General features: G+C 63.6%; 27 protein-coding genes. 10 read left to right on the top strand and 17 right to left on the bottom strand.

Going from position 1 to position 25,072, the window contains the following annotated elements; all coding sequences use genetic code 11:
* Positions 1-13: 13 nt before the first annotated feature.
* The gene (locus GIW81_RS06050) at positions 14-976 is read left to right on the top strand and encodes a PQQ-dependent catabolism-associated beta-propeller protein (RefSeq protein ID WP_154738392.1); all 963 of its coding nucleotides are present in this window, start codon (positions 14-16) and stop codon (positions 974-976) included.
* Positions 977-1,091: 115 nt separating this feature from the next.
* Here GIW81_RS06050 and GIW81_RS06045 read toward each other — a convergent pair whose 3' ends face one another.
* A complete protein-coding gene (locus tag GIW81_RS06045) occupies positions 1,092-3,740 on the bottom strand; it encodes a TonB-dependent receptor family protein (protein WP_195930411.1) in 2,649 nt (882 codons plus the stop codon).
* Between the two features lie 305 nt (positions 3,741-4,045).
* A complete protein-coding gene (locus tag GIW81_RS06040; protein ID WP_195930409.1) occupies positions 4,046-5,446 on the bottom strand; it encodes a histidine kinase in 1,401 nt (466 codons plus the stop codon).
* Positions 5,447-5,559: 113 nt separating this feature from the next.
* Here GIW81_RS06040 and GIW81_RS06035 point away from each other — a divergent pair, with 113 nt between their 5' ends.
* The 5 genes from GIW81_RS06035 to GIW81_RS06015 all read left to right on the top strand — a co-directional run bounded on the left by GIW81_RS06035 (position 5,560) and on the right by GIW81_RS06015 (position 9,183).
* On the top strand, positions 5,560-6,177 hold the full coding sequence (locus GIW81_RS06035) for a response regulator transcription factor (protein ID WP_324614909.1): 618 nt from the start codon (positions 5,560-5,562) through the stop codon (positions 6,175-6,177).
* A 295-nt stretch (positions 6,178-6,472) separates the two neighbouring features.
* Positions 6,473-6,739, top strand: coding sequence for a hypothetical protein (locus GIW81_RS06030; RefSeq protein ID WP_154738388.1), 267 nt, complete (start codon positions 6,473-6,475; stop codon positions 6,737-6,739).
* Positions 6,740-6,868: 129 nt separating this feature from the next.
* Positions 6,869-7,501, top strand: coding sequence for a response regulator transcription factor (locus GIW81_RS19340; RefSeq protein WP_324614908.1), 633 nt, complete (start codon positions 6,869-6,871; stop codon positions 7,499-7,501).
* A gap of 156 nt (positions 7,502-7,657) precedes the next feature.
* Positions 7,658-8,290 (top strand): hypothetical protein, encoded by a 633-nt coding sequence (locus GIW81_RS06020; RefSeq protein ID WP_154738387.1) that lies wholly within the window; start codon positions 7,658-7,660, stop codon positions 8,288-8,290.
* A 77-nt stretch (positions 8,291-8,367) separates the two neighbouring features.
* On the top strand, positions 8,368-9,183 hold the full coding sequence (locus tag GIW81_RS06015; protein WP_229309089.1) for a quinoprotein dehydrogenase-associated SoxYZ-like carrier: 816 nt from the start codon (positions 8,368-8,370) through the stop codon (positions 9,181-9,183).
* On the opposite strand, the gene GIW81_RS06010 is transcribed toward GIW81_RS06015, so the two are convergent.
* The 13 genes from GIW81_RS06010 to GIW81_RS05950 all read right to left on the bottom strand — a co-directional run bounded on the left by GIW81_RS06010 (position 9,180) and on the right by GIW81_RS05950 (position 20,971).
* Positions 9,180-9,872, bottom strand: a complete 693-nt coding sequence (locus GIW81_RS06010) for a vWA domain-containing protein (protein ID WP_154738385.1) — start codon at positions 9,870-9,872, stop codon at positions 9,180-9,182. The two genes, GIW81_RS06015 and GIW81_RS06010, sit on opposite strands and share 4 nt — an antisense overlap.
* A 20-nt stretch (positions 9,873-9,892) precedes the next feature.
* Complete coding sequence (locus tag GIW81_RS06005; protein ID WP_154738384.1) at positions 9,893-10,897, bottom strand: YVTN family beta-propeller repeat protein; 1,005 nt, start codon at positions 10,895-10,897, stop codon at positions 9,893-9,895.
* Between the two features lie 3 nt (positions 10,898-10,900).
* Positions 10,901-11,434, bottom strand: a complete 534-nt coding sequence (locus GIW81_RS06000) for an SRPBCC family protein (RefSeq protein WP_154738383.1) — start codon at positions 11,432-11,434, stop codon at positions 10,901-10,903.
* A gap of 19 nt (positions 11,435-11,453) precedes the next feature.
* A complete protein-coding gene (locus GIW81_RS05995; protein WP_154738382.1) occupies positions 11,454-12,437 on the bottom strand; it encodes a vWA domain-containing protein in 984 nt (327 codons plus the stop codon).
* Positions 12,434-13,033, bottom strand: coding sequence for a tetratricopeptide repeat protein (locus GIW81_RS05990; protein ID WP_154738381.1), 600 nt, complete (start codon positions 13,031-13,033; stop codon positions 12,434-12,436). The genes GIW81_RS05995 and GIW81_RS05990 overlap by 4 nt, the downstream gene beginning before the upstream one ends.
* Positions 13,030-14,094 (bottom strand): vWA domain-containing protein, encoded by a 1,065-nt coding sequence (locus GIW81_RS05985; protein ID WP_154738380.1) that lies wholly within the window; start codon positions 14,092-14,094, stop codon positions 13,030-13,032. The genes GIW81_RS05990 and GIW81_RS05985 overlap by 4 nt, the downstream gene beginning before the upstream one ends.
* Positions 14,091-15,011 carry a nonribosomal peptide synthetase MxaA gene (locus tag GIW81_RS05980; RefSeq protein WP_154738379.1) on the bottom strand — a complete coding sequence of 307 codons (921 nt, stop codon included), beginning with the start codon at positions 15,009-15,011 and terminating at the stop codon, positions 14,091-14,093. Before GIW81_RS05980 ends, GIW81_RS05985 begins: the two co-directional genes overlap by 4 nt.
* Positions 15,008-15,868, bottom strand: a complete 861-nt coding sequence (locus tag GIW81_RS05975) for a DUF58 domain-containing protein (RefSeq protein WP_154738378.1) — start codon at positions 15,866-15,868, stop codon at positions 15,008-15,010. The genes GIW81_RS05980 and GIW81_RS05975 overlap by 4 nt, the downstream gene beginning before the upstream one ends.
* Positions 15,865-16,914, bottom strand: coding sequence for an AAA family ATPase (locus GIW81_RS05970; protein ID WP_229309088.1), 1,050 nt, complete (start codon positions 16,912-16,914; stop codon positions 15,865-15,867). The genes GIW81_RS05975 and GIW81_RS05970 overlap by 4 nt, the downstream gene beginning before the upstream one ends.
* A 154-nt stretch (positions 16,915-17,068) precedes the next feature.
* The gene (locus GIW81_RS05965) at positions 17,069-17,359 is read right to left on the bottom strand and encodes a methanol dehydrogenase (protein ID WP_154738376.1); all 291 of its coding nucleotides are present in this window, start codon (positions 17,357-17,359) and stop codon (positions 17,069-17,071) included.
* A 90-nt stretch (positions 17,360-17,449) separates the two neighbouring features.
* Positions 17,450-18,034, bottom strand: a complete 585-nt coding sequence (moxG, locus tag GIW81_RS05960; protein ID WP_154738375.1) for a cytochrome c(L), periplasmic — start codon at positions 18,032-18,034, stop codon at positions 17,450-17,452.
* Positions 18,031-18,924, bottom strand: coding sequence for a methanol oxidation system protein MoxJ (gene moxJ / locus GIW81_RS05955; protein ID WP_229309087.1), 894 nt, complete (start codon positions 18,922-18,924; stop codon positions 18,031-18,033). Before moxJ ends, moxG begins: the two co-directional genes overlap by 4 nt.
* 160 nt (positions 18,925-19,084) lie before the next feature.
* Complete coding sequence (locus GIW81_RS05950; protein WP_154738373.1) at positions 19,085-20,971, bottom strand: methanol/ethanol family PQQ-dependent dehydrogenase; 1,887 nt, start codon at positions 20,969-20,971, stop codon at positions 19,085-19,087.
* Between the two features lie 364 nt (positions 20,972-21,335).
* On the opposite strand from GIW81_RS05950, the gene GIW81_RS05945 reads away from it, so the two are divergent.
* Together GIW81_RS05945 and GIW81_RS05940 are read left to right on the top strand one after the other, a co-directional pair.
* The gene (locus tag GIW81_RS05945) at positions 21,336-21,854 is read left to right on the top strand and encodes a hypothetical protein (RefSeq protein WP_154738372.1); all 519 of its coding nucleotides are present in this window, start codon (positions 21,336-21,338) and stop codon (positions 21,852-21,854) included.
* 368 nt (positions 21,855-22,222) lie between these two features.
* Positions 22,223-22,870 carry a response regulator transcription factor gene (locus GIW81_RS05940; protein ID WP_154738371.1) on the top strand — a complete coding sequence of 216 codons (648 nt, stop codon included), beginning with the start codon at positions 22,223-22,225 and terminating at the stop codon, positions 22,868-22,870.
* A gap of 9 nt (positions 22,871-22,879) precedes the next feature.
* Here GIW81_RS05940 and GIW81_RS05935 read toward each other — a convergent pair whose 3' ends face one another.
* Positions 22,880-23,299: a DUF3617 domain-containing protein gene (locus tag GIW81_RS05935; RefSeq protein WP_154738370.1), complete on the bottom strand. Its 420-nt coding sequence runs from the start codon at positions 23,297-23,299 to the stop codon at positions 22,880-22,882.
* A 191-nt stretch (positions 23,300-23,490) separates the two neighbouring features.
* Here GIW81_RS05935 and GIW81_RS05930 point away from each other — a divergent pair, with 191 nt between their 5' ends.
* On the top strand, positions 23,491-23,886 hold the full coding sequence (locus GIW81_RS05930) for an EF-hand domain-containing protein (protein WP_154738369.1): 396 nt from the start codon (positions 23,491-23,493) through the stop codon (positions 23,884-23,886).
* Between the two features lie 214 nt (positions 23,887-24,100).
* Complete coding sequence (locus tag GIW81_RS05925; protein ID WP_154738368.1) at positions 24,101-24,556, top strand: hypothetical protein; 456 nt, start codon at positions 24,101-24,103, stop codon at positions 24,554-24,556.
* 55 nt (positions 24,557-24,611) lie between these two features.
* Here the strand turns inward: GIW81_RS05925 and GIW81_RS05920 are convergent, their stop codons facing one another.
* Positions 24,612-25,070 carry a hypothetical protein gene (locus tag GIW81_RS05920; protein ID WP_154738367.1) on the bottom strand — a complete coding sequence of 153 codons (459 nt, stop codon included), beginning with the start codon at positions 25,068-25,070 and terminating at the stop codon, positions 24,612-24,614.
* Positions 25,071-25,072 lie beyond the last annotated feature (2 nt).

Below are 25,072 nucleotides of genomic sequence, written 5' to 3'. Positions count from 1 at the left end.
AGGACGAGACCGAATGCGTAGAGCATCCAGCTGCGCCCTAGCTATCGCGTTGCTGACCACGCCTGGCGATGCCTATCAGCTCTTCATCAGCAATGAGAAGGACAACACCGTCACCGTGCTCGACAGCACGACCATGCAACCGGTGAAGGTGATCAAGACAGGCAAACGCCCGCGCGGCATCCGCATTACCTCAGACTTCAAGGAGGTCCTGGTGTGCGCCGGCGACGACGATGCGATCGACGTCATCGATACAGACAAGATGGAGGTGGCGCGCTCGATCCCGACGCTTGCCGATCCCGAGTATCTGGAGGTCGAGCCGGGCGGCAAGCGCATGTTCATCGCCAACGAGGACGACGCGATGGTGTCGGTCACGGATATCGCCGACGGCAAAGTCGAGGCGGAGATTCCCGTCGGCATCGAGCCCGAGGGGATGGCCTTCAGCCCTGACGGCAAGCACGCTGTCGCCACATCTGAATCTACGAGTATGGCGCACGTGATCGACACTACGACGTTCAAGCTGATCGCCAATGTGCTCGTCGACACGCGCCCGCGCGCTGTCCTCTACGAGGACGGTGGCAAGCGTTTCTGGGTGACCTCGGAGGTCGGCGGCACGCTGTCGGTGATCGACGCCAAGACCTACAAGATCGTGAAGAAGATCGGCTTCGCCATCGAAGGCGTGCGCGACGAGCTCATCCAGCCGCTCGGCATCCGCTTTTCCAAGGACGGCAAGCGCGGGTTCGTGGCGCTCGGCCGTGCCAACCGCATCGCCGTCATCGACGTCGAGAAGCTGGAAGTCACCAACTACATCCTCGTCGGCCAGCGGCCTTGGCACATGGAAATGTCGCCCGACGGCTCGAAGCTCTACACGGCCAACGGCCTGACCAACGACCTGACAATTATCGATGTCGCGACGTTGAAGGCGGAGAAGTCGGTGCCGGTCGGCCGCCTGCCGTGGGGCATCGCCATCAAGCCCTGACGACGTCGGGCCACATCTTCACTGGCACCAGCTGCAGCCCAACGCACATAAAAAGGCCGCCCCCACCTCGCGGCAGGGGCGGCTCATCGTTCGTGCGCGTTGGTCGGCTCGTGGATCAGAACTTGTACGCGAAGCCCGTCCAAATGGTGCGACCGATACCGGCCTTCATGCCATCCTCGCGGTCGGTGATGTAGAACTCGTCGAGCAGGTTGTCGCCGGACACGAACACGCTGGCACCCGTGTCACCGAGGTGAAGGTTGAAGCGCGCCGACAGTAGCCAAACACTCGGCACCCCGCCGCCTTCGCCGGCTTCCTCGATCTCGCACGTTCCGGCGACGTCATCGCACTCATACTCGCCGCCCAAACCGTAGGGCGTGTTGGCCGCGTCGGTGAAGAAGGAGCCGCGGTAGGTATAGGTGGCACTGGCGTTCCAGCGCCAGCCGGTGGTGCCCTCGATGCCGAGGGTGAGAGCGGCGACGTGCGTGGGCACCTCGGGAACATGGTTGCCGCTGTAGTCGTCGTCGATGGCCCCGGTATCGTCGAAGGTGAACGCTGACTTCAAGATGCTGCGAGCGTAGGTGTAGTTGCCCTCGGCGAATAGGTTGAGCGGCCCGCCGGTAAACGGCTGCGAGTTGAGCCGGCCGTAGAGCTCGACGCCGCTGATCTCAACCTCGTCGGCGCGGCCGAACTCGCGGTCGCCGGTGATCGCCGAGAACGATTCTCCGTATTGGAAGTCCTCGAACAACTGGTAGAAGCCGGCGACCTCGAAGTCGAAGCCCTTGATGGCGGAGCTGCGCAGGCCGATGTTGAAGTTGTCACCGATCTCGTCGGGTGAGGGGAAATCCTCGTTGCGCAGCACATTGGTGGTCAGGCCGCGGTGGTAGCCGCCGTAGAGCGTCGAGCGATAGAGACCGGTGTAGGCGAAGGCGATACCCGGCAACGCATTGAAGCTCGAGGTGCTGTCGCGCGCGGGATCGGGTGAGAAGAGGATGTCTTCGATGACGAGGCATTCGTCGGGATTAAACGGGGTGCCTACCGGGCATGGATCCTCTTCCCCTGCTTCGCCTTCCTCAGCGGCAACGACGCGGTTGCGGCGATTGACGTCGTACCACTCGAAGCGGACGCCCGGCAGGACGTTGAAGTCCTTGGCGACATAGATGTTCGACTGCAAGAAGGCCGAAACGGTATTGGCGGTGAGCGAGCGGTCGAAGAACGTCACTGAGCCCTTGTCTCCGTTCTCGAGAATCTCGCCATCGCGGCCCAGGACGTTCTTGTTGGACATGTCCTGGTACTCGTAGCGGATGCCCGCCTGGAAATCCTGCCGGAAGCCGAGCAGGCTTTGGTTCGCCCACTCGCCGCGTACCTCGCCGCCAAGGTGGCGGAAGGTGCGCAGGCGCCCGAACATGGTGTCCTCGCCGAAGAAAACGTCGTCACCGTCGACGAATGGCGGTTCATCAGCCGCTCCGTTCGGCTCCGATTCCGTCGAGACGAGCTGGTAGCGATCGCGGCGGTGGTAGCCGGCGTAAACACGGCTGGTGATCGTCGTATCCTCATCGAGATAGGCGTTGTGCACGATCTGCCCGCGCCACACTTCGCCGGTGTAGGTATTGAGGCCGGAAGCCGGAGCGAAGCAGGTCTTGCAATGCTTCAGCAGGTTGAACTGCTGCTCCGCAAGCCCGCCCGCGATCCGCGCGGCGTTCTCGTCGGTGGCGTCACCAGCATTGGCGAAAGTTAGCTCGAGCTCGCTGCCAAGGAAGTTCTGCTCGTCGTAATTGTCCCGCTGACGGGCATGGATCGCCGAGACGACGAGGTCCGAGCTCGTGCCTTTGAAGCCGAGCGCGCCGTAGAAGTCATTGACGCGCAGACGCTCCGTATCCCAGGCGCCCTGCACGTCGGCGCCGGTGTATGAAGCAACGAGGCCGACGTTGTCGACCGACTGGCGCGTATGCACGTGCCAGCGCGCGGAGAGGTCGGTGTCGGATTTGCCCTGAACCGTATCACCGTAAATGATCGTCGGATTCCCAGCCGCATCGACCTGAATATCGTCGATCGGCGTGAAGGAGCCTGCCTTAGTTTCGGTGAAGCCGATCGCCGAGCTGATCACCGTCTCATTGGGACCGAACGGCGAAATGTTGCGCGAGTTGATGACGCCGAAGTTGTTGTTCGGGCCGTGGGTGAGGACCGTGCCGCGGATCACCTCGACACTTTCCATGCGCTCCATCGGCGCCCAGTAGTGCACCGAAGGATCGAGCCACAGCGCCAGGTTGACGGTGTGGCCGTCCTCCATGACGAGCATCTTGCGCGAGCGCCGGGGGGGCGAACCGCGCAGGCCTATACCACCGTGATGCGCGTTGGGATCGTCGGCGATGACGATGACGCCGGGGACCCGCGTCAGCGCCTCGTTGACGTTGCTCGGCTGCCGCTCGGCGATGTCCTGGGCCGTGACGTGCGTCGCGGAGCTCGAGAAGCCCTGCAGGTCGGTCGGGATAAGCTGCTGCGGGTTGACCGGCGTGATGGCACTCTCGTAAGCGCGCTCGGCGGCGCCCGTGCTAGCGGGTGAACCGTAGACGGAATTGGGGTTGATCGTCTCCGGATTGACCGGAGGTGTTGCCGCGACTGCCGGTGCCGGAGAAACGGGCGCTGTCTTCTTCTTCGCTGCCGATTTCTTCTTGGCAACGGGCGCAGGCGTTGCTTGCTTCTGGATGACGTCTACGGGTGGTAGCTGACCGGCCGGCGGAGCAGGTGTAGGTGGCTCTTGTGCCACGGCAGAAACTGACAAGACGGCAAAAATAGCTGCCGCGGACGCAGCTGTGACGCGAACTAGACGCATACTGTTACTCCCCCCAGACCGCCGAAACCGTGAGGAAACAGCGGCTACTCAACGCTGCAGGAGCAAGAAATGCGGGGATTTTTATTTACGGTTCCATCCCCTTGGCTCCCGTATGCAACAGTTACCGCGAGGAGAGGACACACTGTATGAGAGAGATTGAGAAAAGAATTGCCGTGGCAATCTGCTTTGTTGCCACTAGTGGCAAATGCCAGGTGAAATTTACGCAAAGCGGGGCAATTTCAGCCAAGCGCAGTTGACTGTTGCCTGGAAGTACCGGTTTCCAATTCCGGAGCTGACACGGGAATCCACGCCTCAAGCGTGGCGCCGCCGCCGGCACGATTGGTGAGGCGGATTTCCCCGCCGGACGCCTGCACGCGCTCCGACATGCCGGCGATTCCGTAGCTTGGCTTCAGCGCATCGGGCAGGCCTCTGCCATCGTCCGACACGCTCACGCGGATGACCTGACGCTGCAGATCGGCGTGGCGTGATTGAGCGATCTGGTTGCCGGCCGGCGCCACGCAGATGTCGATGATGCTGGCGTTCGCGTGCTTGAAGGCGTTGGTCACGCCCTCCTGCACTACGCGGTAGATCGTAAGGTTGCTGGTCTGGTCGCACGGCGGCAGGTCGTCGGCGACATCGAGATTGATCGTCGCCTCGAGGTGGTTCTCCTGCATGAGGGCCACGAGCGACTTGAGCTTCGCCTTGAGCCCAAACTCCTCGAGGCCCATCGGCCGCAACTTTTGCAAAACCCGTCGATTGACGCGCTGGATCATCTCCACCCGCTCGACGAGCTGGTCGCAGGTATGGAGCGGTTTCGTGAGGTCGTTGCCACCGCGTTTGAGCTCGGTCTTGAGCGCCGTGACCGCCGCCCGGATCGCGAAGAGGTATGGACCAAGTTCGTCGTGTAGTTCACGCGCGAGATCTTTGCGCTCCTCGTCTTGCACGCTGATGATGCGTTCGGCTAGGCGCCGGTTCTCGGAAATGGTGCTTTCCAGCGTCGCCGCCAGACGGTTCAGCTTGCGGCAGATATCGGCGATCTCCGGCGGTCCCGCCTCGGGCACCTCGACGTCATACCGTCCGCTGTCGAGCGTCATCAGAGCATCGCCGACCGTGCGGATGGGCTTCAACAAGTGTCCTATGAGTAGGCTCATGAGCAATACCGTGGCTATGGCCAGTCCGCCGCCGACGACGGTCATCGTCTCGATGGACTCCCATATCTCCTCCGCTTCATGGTCGGCGCGCGGCGCAATGACCAGATTGCCGAAGTCCTGACCGTTCACGCGAACGGGGATTTCCACCCCGGGGGACGGCTCCGCCATCTCACTGAGCCAAGCCGGCGCGTCACCTCCTGCAGGTTGCTGCGCTGTCTGCGCCGCCGCAGGATCGCCGGCGCGATAGATGCGAACGTGGCGCAGATCCTTCAGGCCTTCGAGCAATACCTCGAGCCGTGCGCCCGGATCGGTCGTGCCTTGCAAGCTCTCGATCGTCGTTTCGACGAACTCCCTCGCAAGCCGCATGATACTGTCGTTTTCGGCGTGAATGCGCGGCCCGGCGTTGACGAACATCACGAGCACGAACGAGATCAGCGCAAGCGAGAGCAGTCCGATGAACAAGGCATTGAGGCGGAAGCGAATGGACATGCATGCTCCTGCGATTTGCCACGCGTCGGCTGCTGGGGCTGAAAATTCCCGGTTTAAACTTCTCACCATGCTATGTTATATAATTTCATGATTAAACTGGAATGAGCCGCCCCGTGAAAGTGCTTGTCGTAGATGATCACCCAATCGTCCTCTCCGGGTGCAGAGCGCTGCTCGCCGAGGCGGACGACATGGACATGCTGGAAGCGCGCGATGCGGCGACCGCCCAGACGGTGCATGCCAGCGAACGGCCGGATGTCACCGTCATCGACATCAATCTGCCAGACGTCTCCGGCTTCGAGCTCGCCCGCCGGATCGTCGCGCGCTCGCCCGGTGCACGCCTCTTGATGTTCAGCATGAACGACGACCCGATGTTTGCCGCCCAGGCGATCGAGTGCGGTGCACGCGGCTACTTCAGCAAGAGTGACGATCCGCAGGATTTTCTCAGTGCCATCCGTGCCGTCCACCAGGGCGGACATGCGTTAGGCGCGGAAATGGCACAGAAAATTGCGTTTTTGCGCGTCGGAGCCGGTGAGGCTGGAGCGTCGTTGACGCCGCGCGAGCGCGAAGTTTTGCGGCTGCTCGCCAAGGGCAAGAGCATGTCGGAGATCGCCGCCCTCATCGACGTCTCCTATAAGACTGTCGCCATGACTTGCGCCTCGCTGCGGACCAAGTTCAGCGCCCGCACGCCAATGCAGCTCATCCGCATCGCGGTGGAACAGAAGATCGTTTGATTTGCCCGAAGAGCCAGGACCCATGCTTGCTCTCGTTGGATAGAGATCGAGCAGTATTGCCCGCTTTTCGTTCTTGAGTTCTTCCACGACTCGGACATAGGATTTCAGAAATTAGAAAAAACGTCGGGAACCCCAGGGGAACGCGCCCGCATTTTGCGGGTTGGCTTCAGCTGGAAAGGGGTGCCGCATGGCCCGAACCCGGATCCGCTCATTCCTTCCCCTTGTCGCGCTGGGACTGCCCGCATTTGCACCGGCCCCTGCCCTCTCCGAGGACGGGCGCGTGATCGTCCAATGCATGAACGAAAAGGACGATTGCCGGCAGCGGATCATTCGCCTGCCCGACGGCATGCCTGGTCAGGTTTTGAAGTTCGAGTATTGCCGCGAGGGCGATTGCGACCGCGCCCATCGCGAGCGGTGGATCACGCACTTCCTGGTGCCGCCGCCGGGCGAAGTTTGCCGGAATACCGACATCGGCGAGGCGCTCCGCTGGCTTGAGCAAAACCGCAAGGGCTGGCTCCTGGCGGGCTGGGGGTGTGTCTCCAAACAGCGGCTGCCGGTGTAACGGCTTTAACTTCTCTGTCGCCACGAGCGCTGACCTCCGACTTTTTTCGGAACGCTTCGGGAAATAGTCCCATCGCCCTTTGTCGACGCTACGTTATAGTGTTCGGGAAAAGCTCGATGGAGCGCTCGCGTGAAGATCCTCGTCGTCGACGATCATCTGGTGGTTCGCGAGGGCATCGCCCGTCTGCTGACGTCCGCGTTCCCCGGTATCGAGCTGGAAACGGCAGCGGATGTGGATGCGGCGCTGCGCGCCTACGGCAAGGACAATGTCGATCTCGTCATCCTCGACATCAACCTCGGGAGCGGCGACGGTTTCTCGCTGCTGAAGGACCTGTTCGCGCGCAACGAGCGCGTTCGGGTTCTTGTGTTCAGCATGCACAGCGAGACAGGCCACGTCCTCCGAGCTTTGAACCTCGGTGCGCGCGGCTACGTCAGCAAGAGCGCTCCGGCCGAGGAGCTCATCGCTGCAATCCGCGCGATTATGGCGAGCTCGCGCTATGTCGAGAGTAGGATCGCCGCCGATCTTGCGGAGAGCGCGGAAGTTCTCGAGACGCCCCAGCTGACCGAGCGCGAAGCCGACATTCTGCGCAAGCTCGGACAAGGAAAGAGCGTGCGCGATATCGCGGCCGAAAGCGGTCGAGCCTACAAGACGATTTCCAACTCGTGCGGGACGATCAAGGCGAAGCTTGGCCTGCGCAGGTCGTTGGATCTCGTGCGCGTTTCCATGGGCGCCGATGACGGCAAGCTCCATCGCAAAGAGTAGGTCCAGATAAGGCCCTATACTGCGATAAACGGTCGTACCCCACCGTCTTCGTTTTCGAGGGCGGCGGCGCTTGCCAAACTTTCCACGGGGATTGCCACGACTGTCTCGGGTGGGGTGTGCGAGCTTCCGCGCGGTCCAACCATCCACGGGCATCCCATGCGCACCGCGTTCGCACTCTGTCTTCTTTTGCTTGGCGTCACCACGGTACGAGCCGACTGTACGTCCGAGGTCAACGACGCTTTCACCAAACTGCGCAAGTCCGCCGCCTTCCGCATGGAGACGAAGATCACCAACCCGCAGGGCACGTTGACGATGAGCAACGACTACGTGCTCCCCGATCGCATGCACCAGACGGTGTCGATGGGTTCGGAAGGTCCGCAGCAAATGGAGATGATCCTCGTCGGCGGCAAAGCCTGGAGCAATCAGGGCAACGCCGGCTGGGCGGAGGTGCCGGAGAAGTTCGCCACCACCATCGCCAAGCAGATGAAGGACACGGTGGTCGAGCCGCCGAAGGATGAATCACAGTTCGAATGTCTCGGCGACGTGACGTTTGAGGGCAAGACCTACGCCGCCTACCGGGCGAAGCGCAGCGCCGGCAAAGCGGACGGCGCCCCCGCCATACCGGCAGCGGGTGCTGCCGTCGACAACGTGCAGACGGTCTACATCGACAAGGCGCTGGGCGTGCCGGTGCGCAACATCGTGACGTCACAGGCCGAGCCCGACAAGCGGCTATTCGACGGCACCTTCAGTTTGCGCGACGGACTAAAGATCGAGCCGCCCAAGTTGTGATTGGAGCGCGGGAAAAACTCCCGCGACTTCACTCTATAATCGGCGCACAGATTATGGTCTGCCGGAGGACCTCAACCATGCGCATCGCATCGCTGCTGTCGCTGACCGCTGTCATCGGCGTGGTGCTCCTTGGATCGGCGGTAGCGCCGGTCCGCGCCGACGAGCCTTGGCCCGACATCCGCGCCGGCGTGTTTGAGAACCGGCCCATCGCCGAGAACGACGGCACGATGGCTCTCTATGCACCGGAGCAGGCGGAAGATGCCGCGATCGTGCCGATCGCCATTCACCTGCCGTCCAACATCGCCAACACCGCCAAGTCGATTACCCTTATCATCGACCGCAACCCGGCTCCGGTGGCGGCGACCTTCCGCTTTGGCGACGGCTTTAGCGCCTCGCCCGAGGTGGGCGAGCGCAAGCTGATGACTCGTGTGCGCGTTGACAGCTTCTCCTACGTCCGCGCCGTTCTGGAAACCGCCGATGGCAAGCTGCACATGGTATCGAAGTTCGTCAGGGGCGCAGGCGGCTGCTCCGCACCGGCCTCCAAGGATGCCGACGAGGCCCTAGCCATGCTCGGCAAGATGCAGGTGAAGACCATTGCGCAGCCGGCGCTGGGCGAGCGCTGGCGCGAAGGCATCGTCATGATCCGCCACCCGAACTTCACCGGCATGCAGATGGATCTAGTTTCGCGCGGCTATACGCCGGCCCGCTTCGTCAACCTCGTCGAGGTGACGCGCGCCGGCAGCCTGGTCCTGCGCATGGAAGGCGGCATCTCCATCTCCGAGGACCCCAACATACGCTTCAACTACGACGGAAGCTCCGGCGACGCACTGGAGGTTCGCGCCACCGACAGCAACGGCGCGAAGTTCGCCGGCAAGTCGCTCGCCGGCTCTTAAGGGAATGCTCGGCTCAGCCTGGGGATCGTCGACTGGCTGATGAGCGGGCAGGCAAACGCCGTCTCGAGCGCTGCCGCGACCTCGTCCGCCGTGTTCGTGGCGGCATAGATGCCGCCTGTCTCGTCGGCGAGGCAGCGCGAGGCGAACACGCCCTCCGAGCCGATGGCGCTGGCGATGTGATAGCTGATCACGTGCACGGTCGTGCGCACACCCACGGCTTTGAGCTGGCTCGCGAGCTGGCATGAATTGCCGCCGCAGGTCTCCTCGCCGTCGGTGAGGAGCACAATAGTCCCCGGCTGGTTGCGAAGGTCGAGGACATCGGCCGCGCGTTGAACGGCGCGCGTGAGCGGCGTGCGCCCGTCAGGTCTCAGGCGGTCGACGCGCGCCATGATCGCCGCCGCCGCATTGATCGTCGGGCGCAGCTCGAGGGCGACGTTAACGCATGCTGGCCGCGACCCCGGACCGTAGGTGATGAGACCGAGCCGCCGCTTGGGCGCGACCCGCGGTAGGATGCGCGCGAGCGCCGAACGGACGGCATCGATGCGCCGCAGGCCCGTGTTGTCGTCGGCCGAGGCCGCCATCGACTTCGACGCGTCGAAAACGAGGATCGCATCCTCGGTGCACGGCTGCTGGCCCGAGGCCGGGCCCAGACACAGCCAAAGGATCGAGGCGGCCAGCGGCAGCGACACATGCCTAGGCGCCCAGTTTCTCACGGCTGCTGTTCTACCGATGCGTCTGGCGCCTTCGATGCTTGCGTCGGCCTGGGTGCGGCGACTGCAAGGGCGCGCGAGCCGCTGCCGGTGGGGATGCGCTTCAACTCACGCCCGCTGATGACGTCGAGCACGGAGACATCGCCAGAGAACCAGTTGGCGACATAGGCTTTGGCCCCGCGCGGCTCGACGACGATGCCCTCAGGAAAGCGGCCGACCTTTTCGTTCGCGAGCACACGCATGTCGCGGCTGTCGAGCACCGACACGGACCCGGTGCTCTGGTTGGCGACGAAGAGCCGATCCCCCTTGATGCTAGCCGCCACGCCGTATGGCATGTGGCCAACCGACACCGTCTGTACCGGCCGCAGCGTCTCGGTGCTGATGACGGACAGGGTCGCGCTCTGCACATTGGCGACGTACACCCGGGTGGCGTCGGGCGAGACGGTAAGTGCGAAGGGCGCCCGCCCCACGGGCAGCGTGGCGACCACAGCCAGCGTCGTCGCACTGAGTATGGAAATAGAATCGCTTTCCCGGTTGGCGACGAAGACAAGCGCGCCGCGTGGGCTGGTGACGATCCCGGCCGGCGCGCGGCCGACCGCCACTCGCCGCAATTGGTTGCCGGATTGGGCGTCGACGGCAATGACCGAGTTGGCGTGCCAGTCGCTGACGAAAAGCGTCTCGTCTTGGCCGACGGCAATACCGAACGGCGTGCCGCCTACTTTCAGAGTTCGCGCTACCTGGCGCGTCCCGGCGTCGACGACGGTGATCTCGCCGCGTTCCGGGTGGGTGACATAGAGCATCCTTCCATCGCGCCCGACGGCTATGCTGGCCGGTGCGAAGGCAACGGGAATGGTGGCGACGACAGCATCGGACGCGGTGTCGATGACGCTGATCGTCGCCGCGTCCTGGTTGGCCACAAAAATGAGGGCCGCGTCATCGGCCGCCGGAGACGGCGTCGCTAGGAGCGAGGCCGCCAACGCGATGATGACGCCCCGAACCAGCATGGCCTACTTGGCCTCTGCCTTGGCCTTCAATCCCTGCAGCCCTTCGGTGAGATAGGCCTTCATTGCCTTGACGGCGGCGGCGTCGTTCCTGTCGGGAGCGGGCTCGTTGCCGGTATCGGCGCGGTAGAGGCGCGCCATCCAGGTGACGAGACTGCCGCCGCTTGTACCCGGCTTAACGGTGATCTCGGCCGTGTAGGAGCTGACGGGAAGGACATCGACCTTCTCCTTCGACAGCCGGTAGAGATAGGTCATCTCCTTTTCGCTGTAGTAGTCGAGGCCTTCCTGTAGCTCTCCGGTCTTGAGCGTGATCGTGCGCGCGGCGCCGTTCTCGTTGCCGCCCGTGCCCTCGCTCTTGGTGACGGCCGGGTTCCAGTCGCTCACCTTGGCGAAGTCCTTGATGATGCCCCACACCTTCTCCGGCGGTGCGGCGATCTCGATCTTTTCCTCGACCTTTTGCGGCGTCGGGCCGTGTGCGTGGGCGCCGAGGCTCATCGCCGCGAAAGTGAGGCCGGCCAGCAGGAAACGTATCGTCGACATCTAGTCATGCTCCTTCATATCAAGCTGAATTGGCAGTGGCCCGCGGCGTGCGCGCGGTAAAGACCGCCAGCGCCGCAAGGCCGTAGAGGATTGCTAGCAGAACGATTGCGAGCGAGCCGGGTGCAGCGCGGACGTCGGTCGCCACTTGTAGGGTGCGCGGGTGCGCGGCCGCGGCGAGCGGACCGGTGAGGTCGCTCGAAGCGCCGAGCCACGCGTAGGAAAGCCCCGTCATGACAGCCAGCTGCTTCAGGTGCGGCTCGCGCACGAACGCCATGTGCTGCTTTGTATTGACCACGGCGTTGCCGAAGGGCGCCCACTTAGGATGGTAACCGGGACGGGAGGCGGCGTCGGGCGGCGGTGGGCCGGAGCGGTTTTCCTGCGGCACCTCCTGCGCGGCGTAAGTTCCGACCTCGCGGCCCGCTTCGTCGTATTTGAGAAGCGGCGTGGGTTTCAGGCTGCCGACGCCGACGATGAGGCCACCGACGTCGCCCGGCTTGCCCTCGAAGGCCGGAATGCCGCTAAACGGCAGCGGCGGCATCTCGTGCCCGTCGGTGTAGAAGATCAGATCCGACTTAAGGCTCTTGGCGATGTCGATCGCGCTGTACAGCCCCTTGGATATGTAGCTGTCGCCCTCCCAGGCCATGCGCCAGTCGAGCATATTGATGGCTTCGTCGATGGGAGAGAAGTTGTCGCAGACCTCGACCGGATTGAAGAGCAGAAACGAGCTGCGTTCGGTGAAGATGCCGAGCCCGAGCCGCGAGCCGCACGGCAGCTTAGCCAGAAGCTCGCGCAGCGATGCCTTCGCCGCGGCAAGGCGGCTCGTCGTCTCGCCGTTGCTCGTCGCATCGCGCGTGTTCATGCTCGTGGTGATGTCGATGACCGCCACAACGTCGTAGGCGTCGCGGTTCAACAAGACGCGCGGCACCACCAGCGCCAGCAGCGCGAGCGCCAGGGCGCCAGCGATGAACAAGGTGCGCGGATCACGAAGCGAAGCCCAACTCATGGCAGCCCCTTTGGGACGCCGGGGAGATCGGTCCACAGCTTCTCCGGCGTCTGCAGCGGCTTTTCTTCGTCCTCACCGACGGCTTGCGGCAGGTCGCGGACGAGGCGCATGGCGATGTCGAGATTGTATTTGGCGTCCCAGTAGGTGGAGTCGAGGCGCAACGCGCTCCGGTATTCGGACTTGGCCAACGTGACCAGGGGTATCGCCTTGTCGTAGTCGCCCTTGCCGATGGCAGCGACAGCGGCACGCATGCGCGCATTGGCCATGTTGAACAGCATGCGCATCTGGATCGGCGCATCGGCGCGAAGCAGCGCCTGGTCGAGAAGCGGCTGCGCCTCGTCGATACGATTGCGCCTCAGAAGGAACGCGGCGCGCGCATCGAGCACTTCCGGCGGCGCCTCGGCGGCGTCGATCTCGACCTCGGAGCCCGCCCGCAGCCGGTCGATCGCGGCATTGGCCCGCTGCTTGACGGCAAACTGCCAGGTCGACGCGGCGAGGACGTCGAGAGCGATCACAAGCACGGCGCGCAGAGCGAGCTGCTTCATATTGATGCCGAGAAAGCCGCCGGAACGCAGACGTTGCGTGAGCACGTTCATGCCGCCTCCCGCACCGGGGTTGTCGCGCGCGCCACCGGCCTTGCTGCGGGAGCGGCAGCCGGGGCGCCCGCGCCACCGGCCTCGAGACGAACCTCAGCCAGCTTGGCGAGGAGCAGCAAAGTCAGCGCCGCGGCGGCGATCGCGTACGCGAGCCAGGAGAGATCCTTCTCAGGTATCCGTTCCTGGTAGCGGATGGGGTTGCGCTCGAGCTTGTCGATCTCGGCAATGGCGTCCGCCACCGCCTTCGGGTTCTCGGCCTCGAAAGCGCGGTAGGGCACCTTAAGTGTGTGAAAGAAGAGATTGAGATGGCGCTCGGGCAGCGCCTGCGGCGTGTCGGGAACGTCGGGCGCAGGTTTGTCGAAGATGCCGGGTGCGCCGGCCGTGCGTAGATAGAGCCAGTAGAGATTGACCGGGCGCTTCGCAATCTGCGCCCGTAGCCGCTCCTGCACGCGCCGGTCGATGACCGCCGCGCCATCGGACACGAGCAGGATCGCGCGCGACGCGGCCGTCGGGTCCTGCTCGTGCATGGACAACGCCAGACTCAAGCCGAGGCCGACGTTGGTATAGGCGAGGCCCGGGCGCGTGATGGCCTCGACGGCGGCGAGCACCGCGTCCTTGTGGCTGGTGATCGGCAGCACGTACATCGGCAAGGTCGAGAAGGCGGTGACTCCGAACCGGTCGTGCGGCCGGCGCTCTATGAAGTCGCGCAGCAGCCGGCGGGCGGCCGCCGATTTGGAGGCTTCGCCGTCGCCCGGGGGACGGCCGGCGAACGTGTCGTCCATGCTGCGCGAGCGGTCGAGCAGCAGCACGACGTGGGCGCCTTCGCCCACGCGCTCGATGGTCTGGCCCCTGAGATGCACGCCGCCGATCGCCGCGATGAGCGCCCCAATGGCGACCGCGCCAAGAAGGTGCAAGCCCACATCGACAGCGCGCGAGAGTGGATCGCGCTCGATGGCGGTGAGCGAGGGATAGCCCTGCGACCTCTGCACCGCAAAAATGAGGGGCAGCAGTGCCAACGGCAGCAAAACCAGCACCATCGGCGTGTCGAGGGCGAGGTTCATGCCGCGCTCCGTTCGGCGGCGCCGAGGTGGTCTCCGAGCTTCGAAAGCGCCGACAGAGGCATCGTCTCGCGCGCCTGATCGACCTCGTTGGCGAAGAACGCTTGGCGGGAGGAGGCAAACATGCGCTCGACGTCGGCGCGGAACGGCGCGAATTCCGGGTGCTGGCCGAGGAAGGCACCCACGTCATCAGAGAGGACCCGCCGGCCCGCGGCGATATCGAAGGCGCGGTGCAACTTCAAGAGCGCGACGCGATAGCCGGTAGCGCCATCGAGGCGCCTGACGTTCGACCTCAGGAACCGCGCCGCCTCGGTAAAGGGTCGCGCCGGGCGCCGATGGAAGGGCCACCAGGCGTTGAGCCATGCCAGGCCGGCAAGCGCAACCAGCGCCGTCACGCCGGACGCGAGCATCGCGGTGCGTACGGCGCCGGTGGCAATGCGCGGAGCGGTTCCATCCGGGCGCAACTTCGTTGCGGTATCCGACGATTGGCCCTTGTCGGCGAACAGCTGGCGTATTGGCGAAGTGACAAATCCGAACTCGGGCACGGTGATTTCCGCATCCGTGGTGCCGGAAACCTTGATTTTGAACGCCGGGATTGTCAGGCGGCGCGTATCGAGCGGGGCGTAGAACGTCTGATAGGTGAGCGCCAGGCGATAGATTGTGTCGTCACCCTCGGCGCTGCTGGTGAGGTCGGCATGGCTGAGCTCGAGCCAGTAGTTGAGTGGGCCTGGGCGGGGTAGGGATGCCGTGTCGAGCACATCGCCTGGCCCGACGCGCAGCGTGACCTCGCGCTGAACGGCATCTCCGAGGAAGTACCCGAACGGCCGCGTATCGCTCAACGTCAGAACCGGCGCCCCGGCAAAGGCACCGCCGGCCGCGAGGATGAGTGCGGCCGCGAGCGCCATGAGCCGCGGCGTCATGCTGCATCACCGACGAGATAGGCGCCGAGCTTGTCCCAATCGATGCGGTCGCGGATCTCGAACGGCTGGCGGCCAAAACGTGCGGCAATCGCCTTTAGCTCGGCGCGGCGGCGCCCACTCCTCCTTTGCCATGCCTCCCGCAGACGCGGGCGCATGACGACCAGGCGCCGCCGGCCGATCTCTAAATCGGTGAGAGAAAGAATCCCCCACCGAGGTAGCTTTTCGATTTCGAGACTGTCCGACAGCACGATGGGCAGGACGTCGTGATGCGCCAGCGCGGCGAAGATATCCTCGATGTCCTCGCGCGGCATGTAGAAGTCCGAGACGAGGAACACGAGCTTGCGGCGCCCGCCAATCAGCGCCGCGGCGTCGATCAGCCCGCGCGCGCTACGCCCGGTCGGCACGAAGGTGCTCAGGCGGCGCAGCATCTCGATCTCGCTGCCGCGCGCCCGGGTGGCGAGAAACCGCAACTCCGGTTGCACGGTCTCGTCGCAGCCGATAAGGCCGAATGCATCGCCCGCGCGCCGCACCGACGCCGCGAGCGCGGAACAAAGGTCGGCGGCGAGGCGCATCTTGTCGGTGCTGCCGCGGAAACCCATCGACGCCGAGACATCGACCAGCGTGTAGACGGCTACGGACGTTTTCTGCTCGAAGCGGCGGACATGCAACCCTTCGAACGGATCGCGGGCGCTGACACGTAGGTCCAGGCGGCGCGGGTCGGGGTTGCGCAGCAATGGCACGGCGTCGCGGAAGAGCCCGCCGGCACCCTCGTGCTTGCCGCGATGCGCGCCGATGCGCACGTCGGCGCTGCGCCACGGCAGGCGATACGGCAGGTCCGTGGGCGCTTCGTTGCTCATGGGGCAGGCACGCGTTCGAAGAGCTGGCGAACGAGCTCCCGAACGATCGGCTCGCGCCGTAGCTCGTAGATGGGATCGAAGAAGATGCGGTGCGCCATCGTCTCGTAGAACACCGCGCGCAGGTCCTCGGGCACGACCATGCTGCGCTGGTCGAGCCAGGCGGCGACGCGGGCGGCGCGCATCAGGAAGCTCATGCCGCGCGGGCTGGCGCCGCCGTTGATCAGGCGCTGCATGTCGACATTCTGGATGTCTATGCCGGCGGCTGCCGGATCGCGTACGGCCTGCCAAAGGTCGAGGGTGTAGCGCTCGAGGTCGGGGCTGGTCTCGACGCGGGTTTGGATCGCGGCGGCGACGGCGGGTAGCTCGCGGTGATCGAGGATCGACTCCGGGACCGCGGCGATCAGACGGTCGCTGTCGTGGAAGCGAGGATTGAAGGCGAGCTGCCGGCGGATTTCCGTATCCGCCGGTGTCGCGATGGCGATCTCCATCAGAAAGCGGTCGCGCGCTGCTGCGGGCAGCTCGAACGTCTCCTCGCGCTCAATGCGATTGCGGTCGGCAAACACGAGGAGATAGGGGAAGTGGTACTCGCGATTGAAGGCGCTGATGCTGCGCTCTGCCATGAGCCGCAGCAACAGCGAATGCACCTGCGGGCGGGCGCGATTGATCTCGTTGAAGAAGAAGACGGTGAGCTCGCTGCCGTAGCGGATGACGGGGCCTGGCTCGACGCGCGGCCGGCCGTCCTCGCCGATAAAGGTGTGATAGATCATGTCGGCGGGCATCAGATCGATGGTGCCCTCGACCCGTTCATAGTCGCCGCCGAGACCGCGGGCTGCGGCGCGCAACAGCGTCGTCTTGCCGACGCCGACATCGCCCTCGAGCAGCACATGGCCACGGGCGAAAATAGCGATGGTCAGAAGCCGCAGAACGCGCTGCTGGCCAATGACGACTTTGTTCAGCTCGCCTTCGAAAGCGAGGGCACGCTTATGCCAACCCGCAAGATCGATGCCCTGCAAGTCCCTGACCGCCTGCACAGTTTCGCGGGACAAGGAGGACTCCTGTGCGACACCCGGCGGGTATGCGCCGGATTCCGAATGCATCGAAGATTCAAAAACGGTGTGGGGTGCGGCGGCAGCCGCACCCCGGTTCCTCGGGAGGAAGCAGCTCTAGCGTGGCACTGCTCCGAGGAATTTCGCCGCCCGCTTAGTTCGGGATCTCGTCCACGTCGTAGACCCACTTGCCGGTCTTGACGAAGTTGGCCGTGCGCTTGGCGTTGCGGGCTTCCATTTCCTTGATCGAGTTGGAACCCTTGGCCAGCTCGGCCGGATCATGCTTGGGGTCGTACTTGGAGCCGGCGACCTTGTCCGGGAAGCCGGGCTTCGGCTCCCAGCAGTTGCCCGGGGCCTTGCACTTGGTGCCGTCGTAGGCGAAGGCCGACGTGGCGGCGATGAGAGCAGCGGCAGCGGCCGTGCCAACGAATAGCAACTTCTTCATGACTTAATTTCCTCCTGGCTTCGTTCACTTCTTAATTCCGGCGGTATGTCCGCCTTCTTTGCTCGCGCCCCTCCGGAAGCGAACATTTCGTCATTTGGCCATCGGACCGCACAAGGCATCCGGGGCCACTTTCGCTTGATCGATCGTGCCGTGATCGCTGCCCTCGGGCAGCTTGTAGGGCGTGAAGTTTTTCTTCTGCTCCGGGGTCAGCCACTTCGCGGTTTCGACGGGGCCGGTGTAGACATGACGGATCCACGCCATGACCAAGAGCAGCTCATTGAGCTGCAGGTCATTGTGCGGACCCATCATCCCCTGCCCGCCGCCGAAGATGGTCTCGAACAGGCCCTTGTCGGTCTTGTTCTTGGGATAGGTCCAATAGTTGTCATTGAGGCCTGGACCGACCTTGCCCTCGGCGACGTGACCATGACAGCCCGAGCACGAGGAAAGGTAGATGTACTCGCCGCGCGGCAGGCACTCCTTCATCTCGTTGAACGGATTGACGCCCGTCTCGAGAAACTTCTTTACGGCCTCAACGTCCCGCCCTTCTTTCGGAGCAGTCTCAATGTCGAGCACGTCGCCGGTGATCGTGTGCCGGAACGGCTCGAGCGCCACCGCTGCGAGCGGGATAAGTGCAACGGCCGCGCTCGCAACAATCCACTTAGTGAACTTCATCATCCTTGGCGTCCCTCTGGGGTCTTCTTGAGTTCGTCCAGAGGAATGCCTTCTTCCTTCAGGATGCTCTCGATTTCCGGCCGCACCTTCTCCAGCGCGGTATTGATGTCGGCAAGCAGCTGCGCGTCGTCTTTGCGGACGGCGAACGACTGGTCGAAGTGGAATGGCAGGTGCTGGCCATCGGCGCGTGTGGCGTTGTCTGGAATGACAACCAGCTTGAGCGCGTCACTGCGGGCCTTGGCATAGCGGGCGACTTCCGGCGCAAAGCCGACGGCCACTTCAGCCTTGCCGTCGGCGACGTCACCGACGAGCCGCTCAGGCGGCACGCGCACATATTGGTTGCGCTTGCTCTTAAAGCCGATCAGCGACTTCATGTAGTTGAAGTTGCGATTGAAGAGCCCGAGCTTCTCGAGCATCACCTGCGCCGGGCTGTCCTGGGCCATACCGATGCGCTCGGCCTTCTTGAGGTCTTCGCTATCCCAGCTCGTGATGTCGAGCTTGGAGTCCTTCGGCAGGACAAATACGTACGGTGCGCGATAGTACGGCTTCGACGTCAGTACGCGCGGGTCGCCGGTATCGAGACCGATGACGACATCGCAGCTCTTCTTGTCGAGCTGATCGCGGACGAGATAGATCGCGGGTTTGTCGGTCCAGACGAACTTCGCCTTGCGGTCCATGGCCGTGGCCAGAACCTTGGCGATCTTATTCTCGAAGCCTTCGCCGTTGCGGCTCGAATAGGGCTGTTCGACTTCCGAGGCGCAGATGCGCAGCACCGACGGGTCGGCCGGCTCGGGAGCCTTTTCCTCTGCTGCGCGAGCGGCGCCGGCGAGCGTGGCGAGGACGACTGCGGTCGAGAGTAGAACCCCCGCCGCCTGATCACTTCTGAAACTCATGTTCATGTTTGACGCTTTGCATTCTCTGAAGCTGACCCTCCGGCCGCCGATGAAGGCTTGGGAAGCAGCGCGTTTCCGTTGGAGGAGGAGACGGTTCGGTCGCTGGAGCGCCCACCCCCGCCAGACCCGGTAAGGCCTGGCGGGAGCGAACATCTCAAGATCAGAGCTTCGGCAGCTCCGGCGGATACTCGTCGAGCATCACGTCGTCGTACGGTCCCTTGCCATCAAGCGAGAAGACCAGCATGCCGCCACCCATCTGGGTCCAGTTGGCGAGGTTCTTGAACGCGCCGACCGCGCCGAGACCGGCAGTCGGATCGTTCAGGTCGAACACCAGGCCAACCGCGGGCCAGCCGCCGACGCCGTAGTAGATGGCGACGTACTGCGTGCCCTTGTGGGTGTAGGTCATCGGGTAGCCGATGGCGCCCGACGGCATCTTGAACTTCCAGAGCAACTTGCCGGTGTCGCTGTCGCGAGCCTTGAGATAGCCGTCCAGCGTTCCGTAGAAGACCAGGTCTCCGGCGGTCGCCAGCGTGCCACCCCAAGCGGCAAAGCGCTCCATGACTTCCCACTTATACTTCCCGGTGATGGCGTTGTAGGCCTTCACCTGGCCGAGGCCGAGGTAGTTCTGACGGTCACCCTTCGGGCCCGGATACATCCACAGCGTGGCGCCAACGAAGAACTGGCCGGCACGGTAGGGAAGCATGAAGGGCTCCCAGTCCATGCAGATGTGGTTGATCGCGAGATAGAAGAGCTGACGGTTCGGATCGTAGCTGTCGTGAGCCTGGTCATGGTAGCCCATGGCCGAGGGGCACACGTTCGTCGCCTTGTGATCCATCCGCGTGCCGTATTCCGGGTCGCGAACGGGGATGCCCGTCTTCAGGTCGACGTGGGTCCACACATTGACCGTGTCGTCGATCTTGTCGGCGGAGATCAGATCGCCGTTGGTGCGGTCGAGGGTGTAGACGATGCCGTTGCGGTCAGGATGGGTAAGAAGCTTGCGCATCTTGCCCGACTTGTCCTTCTGCGTGGACAGCATCATCACGTTGACGCCAGCGTAGTCCCACTCGTCGTGGGGCGTCTTCTGGTAGCCGAAGCGCAGCTCGCCCGTGTCGGCATCGCGGCCCATGATGGTCATGGTCCACTTGTTGTCGCCCGGACGCATCGTCTCGTTCCACGGCGAGGGGTTGCCCGAGCCGTAGTAGATCAGGTTCTCTTCCGGATCGAAGGCGTACCAGCCCCAGTTCGTGCCGCCGCCGATCTTCCAGGCGTCGCCTTCCCAGGTAGCGGTGCCGAGGCCCTTCTGACCGTAGTGCGGGTTGGCTTCGTTGAACTTGTCGCCGATGCCGACTTCCTCATCGGGACCGGTGGCATACTTGCGCCACTTCTGCTCGCCCGTCTTGATGTCGTAGGCAGTGGTGTAGCCGCGCACGCCGAGCTCGGCGCCCGACGAGCCGATGATCACCAGGTCCTTCACGACGTAGGGAGCGATGGTGAGCGTCGAGCCGACCTTGATGTCGGAGTTCTCGAGCTTCCAGTACTCCTCACCCGTGTCGGCATTGAGCGCAACGACGTGACCGTCGAGCTGGTTGTTGATGATCAGCGGAGGCGTCTTGCCGTCGCCGGGCCAGTAAGCGAGGCCGCGGTTGACGAGGTCGCAGCAGGCGACGGAGCGCGCTGCCGGATCCTGCTTCGGCTTATACTGCCACTTGATCTTGCCGGGATTGGCGAGGTCCAGGGCGTAGACGTTGTTGGGGAAGGACGAGTTGATGTACATCACGCCGTTGACAACGCGCGGCGTGCCTTCGTGGCCGTGCAGCAATCCGGTCGAGAACGACCAGGCGGCCTTCAGCTTCTTGACGTTGTCTTTGTTGATCTGCTTCAGCGGGCTGTAGTTGTTCGAGTCATAATTCTTGCCGGTCATGACCCAGTTTTCGTCGCTCTTCGACAGCTCAATGAGCTTGTCGTTGGCGCTAGCGCCAGCAACGAAGCCAACCAACGCCGCACACGATGCGGTCGCCAGCAGGCCTGACTTGAGGTGTGCTTTCATTAACAAACCCTCGCGGTTTCGCTCCCAGGTGAAGGCAGATTTATGCGGGCCGCCGCCGTCGATCCGCGATGCGTGCGGACGGCAACGAGCGCTCTGCCTTCGTTAGCTGCAGCCGACGGGTGGAGAACCCAAACTGCACGGTTGAGCGGCGATTTCTCCGGTATTTACGCCAGCGAAGTGCTGCTCAGCCAGGATGGAAGCTAGAGGCCTGGGGAGGGTGCGTCTTTAGGCCGACTTCCAAGAGTCCGACGGAACAGGTGGCAACCATTGGGTATGTCGTGCCCATCGCATGACAGCGTTTGGTTCGGTAAATATGGTGGGCGAACGAGGCGCAGCGTGCGAGATGACGAGAGTGAATCCATTCGTGCAGACGCTCATGCATTCGATGCGACCGCTTCTGCTTACCTGTGTCATTGCGGGGCTCGCTGCGTGTAGCGATGACGGGGAGCCCGCCGCTCCTCAACACACTCCGCCGGTGCCAGTCGCGCATCAGGCAGATCACGAGCTCGAGTGGCTGAAGCAGACAGACGGGCTTCTGCCGGAGCAATGGCTTGCCAGTCGCGAAGCGGGCCACGAGCTCGATCGTTTCGACGGCCGGGTGAGCGACATGCACGCAGTGCTCCAGGTGGCGGCGATGCGCTTTCGTGACCACCCGCGCATGATTGCCAATCGTGCGGTCCAGCTCGAGACCATGCTTCGGGAAAAAAATATCGAGGAGCGGGCGCCCCGCCTCATCGTCACGCTATCGCAGGTGCCGGGCAAGCAGCGTTACGTGGAGAGCTTCGCGTCCCTCACGCAGCAGTACTACAATCTGCGGACCAGCGGCCTGAGCCGCGGTGAAGCAACGGATGCCTTGCGCCGCCAAGTGGCCCCGGGACAATGACACCTGACCGCGCGCCGCGAGCGGTTCCGGGACCGCTTGCCGAACGGCAATGGCCCGTTGGCCTAGCGAATTCGCCTCCGGCAACGCAAGGTCACCCCATCGTTGCCAGTATTTCCCTTGCGCTTAAGGGCATTAAAGACATAGACCTAACGTTATAGCGTATCAATTCAAAAGGCTTTCCAGTCCTTTAGGGCGCTGATGTAGCGGCGCGCGTGGAGATCGAAGTGAACGAGGCGAGCCGGATTGCCGGCAATACGCGCCGGGCTGATCATCAGGCCGCCGACAACGGAGCAACGATGGCTCGCCGAGCGGGTGACGTCAGCAAACCTATGCCGAGCTCCCGTAGATCCGATGGAAAACTTGGTCCGATGAAGGTTCTGATCATCGACGACCATCCTGTGGTCATACAGGGTTGTCAGCGGCTGCTCGAGGACATGGGTGTCGAGGAGGTCCACGTGGCGGCGACGCTATCGGAGGGCTTCCGCATCTATAGGCAGAAGCACCCCGATATCATCATCGTCGACCTGTCGATGCCGTCCGGCGCGCTGGGCGGGCTGTCGTTCATTCGCCGCCTCCGCGTATACGACGAGAAGACGCCCATCCTCGTCCTCAGCATGCACTCCGATCGCATGATCGTCAGTCGCGCGCTGGAGGTTGGTGCCAACGGGTATCTGTTGAAGGACACCTCGCCTGAGGAGTTTGCGAAGGCCTTTCGCCGCGTGCGCGACGGGCAGCCTTATCTGAACCACGAGCTTGCTTCGCAGATTGCGTTTATGGAGGCGCGCGGCGATCGCAATCCCTTGAGCCGCATGACGCTGCGCGAGCTGCAGACGTTGTCGTTGATCGCCGAGGGCAGGCCCTACATCTCGATCGCCGACGAGCTACACGTCAGCTACAAGACGGTGGTCAATACCTGCGCGCAGCTCAAGGCGAAGCTCGGCGTTCGCACGCTGCCGGAGCTGATGCGCATCGCCATCCAGCACCTGCCGGCCAGCACCAACAAGCCGAGCTCGTGAGCCTCGCGCCTAGCGGGGGCAATCGGGGCCGATGTATTTGCCGTCGATGGTGACGCCCATGCTGGCGACGCCTTCCGGCGGATCGAAGGTCATCTTCATAATCGCATGATAGCGCGCGTTGAAGTCGCCGCCGAATGCGGTGCTCATGGTCTGCTTGCCGTGCGGCTTCTTGCAGACGACATCGACGATCACCTCGCTGCCTGCCTGCGCAACTTTCGTTTGCGCGCAATCGCCGCTGTCGGCCGGCATGGCAATGTTGTCATCCTGACCGATGCAGACATCGGTTACGGTCTTGCCGAGGCCTGGCGAGACTGTGGTGAGCTCCCAGTGCCCCGCCTTGCGCTTCGGAACCTCCGGCGTGGCGGCGAACGCCTGACCGAATAGGCATCCGACACCAATCATTGCCGTCACAACGAACCGCTGATCCATCCGACCTCTCCATTGCACGTGGCGAGAAAGTAGTTGTGTTGCGCGCACTTGGGGATGGATCGCGCATGCCAATCACGCTCATGCGGATTCCCGAAAACGAATAGGACTTTTTCCCGGTACGTTCTGCCACATCTTCCTTGGTAAACGGGCGTGCAAAGCTCGCCGCACTCGACTCTTATGGAGGACCTCAAATGAAATTTGCACGCACACTCATTGTCGGTGGCGTTCTGCTCGCGTTGGCGGCTCCGGTTGCCATCGCGGACACAGCCGCGGCCCTCAAGGCACTCGACCCGGATAACGACGGCACGATCGATCTCGCCGAGGCTCAGGCAGGGGCGAAGAAGAAGTTTGCCGCGCTGAACCCCGACAACGACGGCACGCTCGATGCCAAGGAATTGACCGGCATCCTCGACGAGGCCGCGATCAAGGCTGCCGACCCGGACAACGACGGCACGTTGGACGAGAAAGAGTACGACGCTGTCGTCGCGGCGAAGTTCAAGGCCGCCAACCCGGACGATGACGGTACGATCGACGAGAAGGAGCTGAGCTCGCCTGCCGGCCAGGAGCTCCTGAAGCTCATCTACTAACCGGTAACCACATCCATTAGCCGGAGGCCGAGCGGCGGCCTCCGGCGCTCAGCACCGCGGTCCATCCGTGGCGCCACCCGATGTACAGAGCACAGCATCCACGAGAAATTGCCACCTGTGGCAAAAAGCACAGGCGGAGGTGGCAAAATCCACCTACACTTCCCGCGCTGGCCCAAGTCAGCAGGCCAGTGCGCTAGTTACCTCGGAGGTGACTGTGTTTGGCTCATTTGCTCTTGCGAACCTCGCGCGGCGGCTAGCTGCCGGTACCCGCGATCCCCGGATCAACCTCGGCATTTTGGCCCTCGCACTCTGCGGCCTCGGCGCTATTGCCGGCAGCGTCGCCTCGCAGGCCGAGACCTCCGCCATGCCGGAGCGCGTTCGCGGCTTCTTCTGCAACGCCAAGGACGACTCTCTGAACTTCCTCGTCGCTCAGGCCGGCGGGGAGAATGAGGAGATGGCCGCCAACGCGGTGAACAAGAGCCTGGGCAAGTTCTCTTGCGCGTACTACACGCCGGCCGACGCGATCTACACCGGCGAGCACACCGTCATCCGTGACGGCCTGGTGTTCAAGCTGCACAGCTTCATGTTCCTGCCCGAGAAGGTGGAACGGTGGAGTGGCACGGTGTTCGGCTCGCTGCAGCAGGCACCCAACGCCAAGCACGACGTCTAGTCCTGCGCGGCGCGGTTCAATACGGGGCCGCAAGGTCACCGTCCAGTAGGCGCGCCTACGGGCAACTCTTGTATGCCGGCATCTGGGTGATCTTCGCGGCTTCCGCGTCGTAAAGCTTGGATCGCATATCGGCGGAGGCGAGGGTGCCGACCGTGTCGGCCGTTCTCTCGCAGGCGGTGCAGTCCGCGCTCATATCGGACGCAAACTTGCGGGCGGCGACCCGCACGAGCTCGTCGGCGTACTCGAACTTCGATTGGCTGCTTTGCACCGCCACTTCGGCGCGGCGGAACTCGACGAGCATCCCGCTTTCTTCGTAGCTGTCGACGGTCTTCTGGTAACGCTCGCCGAGGCAGTTGCCGCACCGCTTCAGCGCTCCACCCAGTCCCATGACCGAGCCCATGCGCGCCACGTCCATAAGCTCGGCCTTCGACAGGCATTGATCCGCGGCACGGGCTACTGTTCCGGCCGCGCTAAGCGCGATGGCGAACAAGACGTGCGGAAGCGGAAGTCGCAATG

The sequence above is a fragment of the Hyphomicrobium album genome, from assembly GCF_009708035.1.
Lineage (GTDB): Bacteria > Pseudomonadota > Alphaproteobacteria > Rhizobiales > Hyphomicrobiaceae > Hyphomicrobium_A > Hyphomicrobium_A album.
The sequence above is the reverse complement of the archived record's forward strand: the minus strand, read 5'-3'. Positions and strand labels throughout refer to the sequence as shown.